The sequence below is a fragment of the Aeromonas sp. PrichA-15 genome (assembly GCF_017939245.1).
Lineage (GTDB): Bacteria > Pseudomonadota > Gammaproteobacteria > Enterobacterales > Aeromonadaceae > Aeromonas > Aeromonas caviae.
The window spans coordinates 1-6,097 of record NZ_JAGKRH010000084.1 but is presented as its reverse complement, the minus strand read 5'-3'; the positions used below and the strand labels follow the sequence as shown (position 1 = coordinate 6,097).

At 58.2% G+C, this 6,097-nt stretch carries 3 protein-coding genes, 1 tRNA gene, 3 rRNA genes and 1 pseudogene; all 8 read right to left on the bottom strand.

From position 1 onward, the window contains the following. Window positions 1–143 precede the first annotated feature (143 nt). A pseudogene (locus J9889_RS12810) lies at window positions 144–407 on the bottom strand (amino acid permease); the annotation flags it as partial. A 103-nt stretch (window positions 408–510) separates the two neighbouring features. Next, on the bottom strand, window positions 511–966 hold the full coding sequence (locus J9889_RS12805; protein ID WP_210556903.1) for a beta-galactosidase subunit beta: 456 nt from the start codon (window positions 964–966) through the stop codon (window positions 511–513). Then, window positions 963–4,037 carry a beta-galactosidase subunit alpha gene (ebgA, locus tag J9889_RS12800; protein WP_210556901.1) on the bottom strand — a complete coding sequence of 1,025 codons (3,075 nt, stop codon included), beginning with the start codon at window positions 4,035–4,037 and terminating at the stop codon, window positions 963–965. Before ebgA ends, J9889_RS12805 begins: the two co-directional genes overlap by 4 nt. Window positions 4,038–4,358: 321 nt before the next feature. Next, the gene (gene ebgR, locus J9889_RS12795) at window positions 4,359–5,324 is read right to left on the bottom strand and encodes a transcriptional regulator EbgR (protein ID WP_210556898.1); all 966 of its coding nucleotides are present in this window, start codon (window positions 5,322–5,324) and stop codon (window positions 4,359–4,361) included. A 164-nt stretch (window positions 5,325–5,488) separates the two neighbouring features. Then, window positions 5,489–5,603 (bottom strand): 5S ribosomal RNA (rrf, locus tag J9889_RS12790). Window positions 5,604–5,625: 22 nt separating this feature from the next. Continuing rightward, window positions 5,626–5,701: transfer RNA gene (locus J9889_RS12785), tRNA-Thr, on the bottom strand. 47 nt (window positions 5,702–5,748) lie between these two features. Continuing rightward, window positions 5,749–5,863, bottom strand: a 5S ribosomal RNA gene (gene rrf, locus J9889_RS12780). A gap of 123 nt (window positions 5,864–5,986) precedes the next feature. After that, a 23S ribosomal RNA gene (locus tag J9889_RS12775) occupies window positions 5,987–6,097 on the bottom strand; the annotation flags it as partial.

Sequence of the window (6,097 nt, the reverse complement as noted above, 5' to 3'; positions counted from 1 at the left end):
TCTTGTGGAGTCCGGCGTCGACGGCGCTCGGCCCCTGTTAACACTTCGACCATCTTCTCGTTGTGACTAGTACTGAACATAGCTCCAAGACTACCTCTTAAGTTAAGAGGGGCGAAGTGTCTGGATCTTCAAGGGGCCAATCTAGAGATGAAGGCCCAGCGACCGCCGAGGGAGCTCTTCACCCAGGCATAGACGCCCGCTTCGGAGTTCTTATTCAGTGACACGAACTCCGCAATGATCAGGCAAAACGGAATGAAGTAAAAAAGGGTGGCCAGAAAGAACATCGGGGCCGAGGCCAGACCGATTTCGATGTTGTTGTTGATGACGTTGTTGAAGCTGAATACCGCCGCGAAGGTGAGCGACAGCAGACCAAACTTGCCTATCGTATTGCGTTTGGAATCAGACATGGTGCATCTCCAGACCTGTAGTTATTGCCGCGAAAGGGCGGGGCATGATGTGTAGGGTGAGCCCCGCCCTTCCGGCTTTTATCAGTGCAGAACCGGCGGCTTGTTATTTGTTCTTGAAGTAGCCGCCTTCGACGGTGACCTTGATGATCACCTTGCGCACCGGCGCATCGCCGACGAAGCGGTAGGCCTCGTCGTTCTCGAAGATCACCACCTGCCCATTGCCGACTTTCTGGCGCTCACGCACCTCACCGGCCAGCCACTCGCGGTCGGTGGTATCGTCATAGCCCTGCTCGACCGCCAGCTCGCTCTTGGCAGCCCACTCCACCGTCTCTGCCCCTTCCAGGTAGTAGTGGACGTCGAAGTAGCGGCGCTGCCCCTCGAACAGGGAGGTGGCCGGGCTGGCCCCCTCCTGCAAGCGATAGGTGAGGGAGTCACCGATGGAGTGACAGATGCCGGGCTTGAGGTTCGGCAGGTTGTTGATGGCCTCCACGCAGCGGCCCCACTTCTTGCCCTCCCGGTAGATGTTTTTGAACAGGGTCAGGTTGTCCAGGGTGATCATGCGAGGTTCCTCCCGCCGTTGATGGTGAGATCGAGCCCGGCCAGCGCAGCCGGATTGAGGTTGCCACGGGCGATGGGCAGCAGGGTCAGGCCGAAGCTGAACAGCTCGAATCGCACCCGCCAGGAGTCCAGCACCTCGGAGCCCCAGGAGTTGGAGCCGAGCCCCAGTACCTTGTGATCCAGATTGAGGGTGAGATAACCGCTCGGTTCCAGCTCGTTGATGTGCTGCGCCGCGTGGATATGCTCCCAGCTGTAGGGCCAGACGCTCAGGTTGATGGGGGCATCGGGCCGCACGTAGAGACCGGCGCCATGGCGGTTGGTCAGGGTCGCCCAGCGCACCTGCTGACGGTTGCCGTTGTCCTGCGGGAAGGGGTAGTGCTCCCACATCTCGCTGACTGTGCTGTTGAAGCTGTCGATCCAGTTGCTCTGGCGGCTGTCCTGATAGTTCTCGCCCGGTCCCATGCCGTAGTAGTGCACCCGGTCGAGATCCTGACGAATGCCCAGTTCGAAGCCGATCTTGGGGATGATGTCGTCGTAGCCGCCGTAAGGCTGACCAGAGAGCGCCACGTGCAGCTGACCGTTCGGGCTCAGGGTGTAGACGTAGCGGCAGCGCATGCCGAAGTCGAACACCGGCGGCGCAATCAGGCTCTCCACCGCCACCTCAACCGCATCACCCAACTGACGCCAGCTTAAGGTGCGGAAGTGCTCCTGCATGATCTGCAGGTGGTTCGGGTGCCACAGGCTCTCATACTCCTGCTTGTGGTTGTCGATCATCGGCTTGAAGAAGGTGAGGCGTGGCGAGCGCTCAATCAGCTCGATACCGTCCTGCTGCCAGCTCACCAGCTTGCCATCGAGGCGTGAGAAGCGCAGGGCAAAGCCGCTGCCGCTCAAGGTCAACACGAGGCGCTCGTCGGTAATCTGCAGCGCAGTGGCGTTGGGGTTGGCAAAGGGCTGCAGCTGGCGAGTCGACTCTTTCAGCTGGAACTGGTACTGGCCAAGCTCGTGCTCCGCCGCGCTGTAGCGGGTGGCGGTGGCCTTGATGACCCGCAGCTGGACGAAGGTTTCTCGCCCATCGAGGGATGGCAGTTCGAGCTGCAACTCTGTGGTGGCACCGGGAGCCACCCCTTCCAGCCGGATCTGCTGGCTGGCCAGCAGTTCGCCCTCGGCCTTCACTTCGACCAGCAGACGGATGTCGTCGAGAGTGGAGAACCAGTAACGGTTTTCCACTTCCAGCTTGCCGCTCGCCAGATCCAGCGCGCGCACCTTGACCGGGCAGATCACCTGCTTGTATTCGCGCAGGCCCGGCCCCGGGGTCTGATCCGGATAGATGAGGCCATCCATGCAGAAGTTGTAGTTGTTGGGGTAGTCACCGTAGTCGCCGCCGTACTTGTAGACGGGGCGGCCCTGCTCGTCCTGATCCAGAATGCCGTGATCACACCACTCCCAGATGTAGTGACCCTGAATGTGGGGATGACGGTCAAACACCTGCTGGTATTCGCTGAGGCCACCCGGACCGTTGCCCATGGCATGGGCGTATTCGCAGAGGATGCGCGGCTTATCCATCGGGAACTCGCCGAAGCAGTTCATCTGGGAGACGCGGGAATACATGGTGCTCACCACATCCACCACCTCGGCATCGCGATCCTCTTCGTAGTGCACCAGCCGGGTCGGGTCGATCGCCTTGCAGCGCTGGTACATGGCTCTGATGTTGCAGCCGTAACCGGATTCGTTGCCCAGCGACCAGATGATGATGGAGGGGTGGTTCTTCTGGGCGTGCACGTGGCGCTCGATGCGATCAACGAACACCGGCTCCCAGAAGGGGTCGTCGGTGATGCGGCTGAGATCGCCAACGTTGGCAAAACCGTGGGTCTCCACGTCGGTCTCCGCCATCACGAACAAACCGTACTGGTCGCACAGCTCATAGAAGCGCGGGTCGTTCGGGTAGTGGGCGGTGCGCACCGAGTTGAGGTTGTGCTGCTTCATCAGCACGATATCGCGTTCAACACGATCCATGCCGACCGCACGGCTCTTGAGGTGGTCGTTGTCGTGGCGGTTCACCCCGTGCAGCTTGAGGTAGTGGCCGTTGACGTAGAAGAGGCCATCCTTGACCTTGATTTCACGCACCCCAACCCGCTGCGGGATCACTTCCAGCAGCTCGCCCTGACCGTTGTAGAGGGAGAGTTGCAGCTGATAGAGGTAAGGGTCTTCGGCACTCCACAGACGGGGGGTGGCCAGATCCAGCGTGAAGCGGCAATCACACTTGCCATCGATGGCGAGATGATCGAGCGAGCCGCTGGCGATCTCACTGCCCTGATCCAGCAGCGACCAGACCAGACGGTGATCACGGGCAGCAGCCCCCAGATTCTCCAGCTGGATATCGCAGCTCAGGGTGGCGCTTTGATTGTCATCGGCCAGCGCGGTGCGGATGAAGAAGTCCTGCACATGGGCAGCCGGTTTGCCCACCAGATAGACGTCGCGGAAGATCCCCGCCATCCACCACATATCCTGATCTTCGATGTAAGTAGAGTCAGCCCACTGCATCACCCGCACCGACAGCAGGTTCTCGCCAACCTTGGCGTAGGCGCTGATATCGAACTCGGCGGTGAGGCGGCTGCCCTTGCTGAAGCCGACGTAGTGGCCATTCACATAGACCTCGAAGTAGGTCTCCACTCCGTCAAACTTGATGATCACCTGCTCGCCGTCCCAGGCGGGGCTCAGCGTGAAGCTGCGTTGATAGGCGCCGGTGGGGTTGTTGGTCGGCACGAAGGGCACGTCGATGGGGAAGGGAAAACCTTCGTCGGTGTACTGCAGCTGACCATGTCCTTCCATCTGCCACATGTTGGGCACGGTGATCTGGTCCCAGCCGCTCATGGGGCTGTGATAGAAGTCTTCCGGCACCTGCAGGGGGTGGTCGAAGTAGTGGAACTGCCACTGACCGCCAAGGCCCAGAAAACGGCGGCTCAGCTCGCGCTGCATGGTGGCCGCCAGCGCGTGGTCGGCATAAGAGAAGAAGTAGGCGCGCGGAGCCAGCCTGTTTTCACCAACGAATTGGACGTTTTCCCAGTTATTCACATGTCCTCCCGGAACAAGGCAACGTTAACTGGGTAAACTCTAGATAAACATTTACTAAATATCAGTTCTGAATAGGTAAAGTTTTAACCTGAACACAATGAACAGATGGTTTTGTGAGCGAGATCAGAAGCGGGAGATAAAGGAGAGCAAGATATGAATGAGTGGCATGGATGTTGATAGCAGTAGGCTGAACTGTAATTAAATCAATTATAAAACAATATAATATGAGTTTGCTGGAAGAGATGGGAAAGAGATTTGCTTGGGAGATGTGTTGCGCCACCGCAAAATGGCGCGACTAAAAACATAGATGTTTTACTAAAATTATCGTGTAGTACCGCGCAGAGTCAATTTGCTCGGAACCAGCACCCGCAGCGGGATATCCCGCTCGTCACGCAGCCGCTCAACCAGCAGGTTGACCCCCTGGGAGCCCATCAACTCGGAGTGGATCCGCACCGTGGAGAGCGGCGGGAAGGTGAACTTGGCGGTCGGGATATCGTTGACGCTGATAAGCTCGATCTGCTGGGGAATCGCCAGTCCCTTCTCGTGGATGGCACGCAGCACGCCGATGGCGATGGAGTCGGAGGCGACAAACAGTGCCCTGGGCCAGTCGCCAGCCAGCATCTCCTTCGCCAGCTTGTAGCCGGAAGCGCTGGAGAAATCCCCGCGATAGAGGTCGCTCTCCTGCACCACCCCAAGCCGCTGGCCATAATCGCGAAAGGCGAGTTCCCGCAGATCCGGGCCATCATCCTGGCCACCGATATAGCCGATGCGCTGATGGCCCTCGGCGATGAAGAAGTCCACTACCTGCTGGCTGATGAGTGCCAGATCCACATCAATCGAGTCAAAATCGCCCTGAGAGCGGCAATCCACGAACACCAGCTGGGCAGACAGCCCGCGCAGCACGGCCAGCCGTTCTTCCGGCAGATGGCCGATGACCAGGATGCCATCGACGGTAGAGAGCTCACGCCCCTCGGCACCGTTGTAACAGTGGGCCAGCTCGATGTTGAGGCGGGTACACTGGGTCTCGATACCGTAGCGGATGGCCAGATAGTAGGGATCGTTGACCTCGGTGCTCTGGGGATAGGCGTAGACAGCCAGGAGCTGCAGCTTGCTCTTGTGCACTCCTTTGCGGGCGCTGCTGGTCTTGTACTCCAGCCGCTCGGCAATCTCGAAGATCTTCTGCCTGGTCTCGTCCTTGACGCTCAGGCTGGGATCCTCGTTCAGCACACGGGATACGGTAGCAAGCGATACCCCCGCCTCCTGTGCAATTTCCTTCAACGTAGCCATCAATACCTCGCAGGCAGCATCACGTGTTCATCGGGCAACGGCTAAAGAGTAACGAGCAATCCCTTGATAGCCCAGCATTTTTACTGAAATAGAAGCAGGGAATTGAAGCGAGGGGACAGAAATGCAAAAAGGCCTCCCGCATGGGAGGCCTCTTCTGAATAGGTGCCTGACAGTGTCCTACTCTCGCATGGCGAATGCCACACTACCATCGGCGCTACCGCGTTTCACTTCTGAGTTCGGCATGGGATCAGGTGGTTCCACGGCGCTATTGCCGTCAGGCAAAAGCTGTACTGCTTGAAAATGGTGCTGATACCCAGAATCGAACTGGGGACCTCATCCTTACCAAGGATGCGCTCTACCGACTGAGCCATATCAGCACACTAACCGGTAAAGACCACGCTCAATGCGTAATCTAAAATTGGGTGCCTGGCAGTGTCCTACTCTCGCATGGCGAATGCCACACTACCATCGGCGCTACAGCGTTTCACTTCTGAGTTCGGCATGGGGTCAGGTGGTTCCACTGCGCTATTGCCGCCAGGCAAAATCTTAATCCAGAAAGCTGATGTGAATAACGACTTCGCTACTTTGCTTTGTCATCACCACTGAATTAGTTAGTAGTTCGCTCATTTGCTACAAGGCCAGAAACACTTCTTGGGTGTTGTATGGTTAAGCCTCACGGGTAATTAGTATGGGTTAGCTCAACGTATCGCTACGCTTACACACCCCACCTATCAACGTTGTGGTCTCCAACGGCCCTTTAGGACCCTCAAGGG

Bases quoted from the DNA above. Each gene is read 5' to 3' on its own strand.
- J9889_RS12805 (WP_210556903.1), bottom strand. From the start codon at position 966: ATGATCACCCTGGACAACCTGACCCTGTTCAAAAACATCTACCGGGAG.
- ebgR (WP_210556898.1), bottom strand. From the start codon at position 5,324: ATGGCTACGTTGAAGGAAATTGCACAGGAGGCGGGGGTATCGCTTGCT.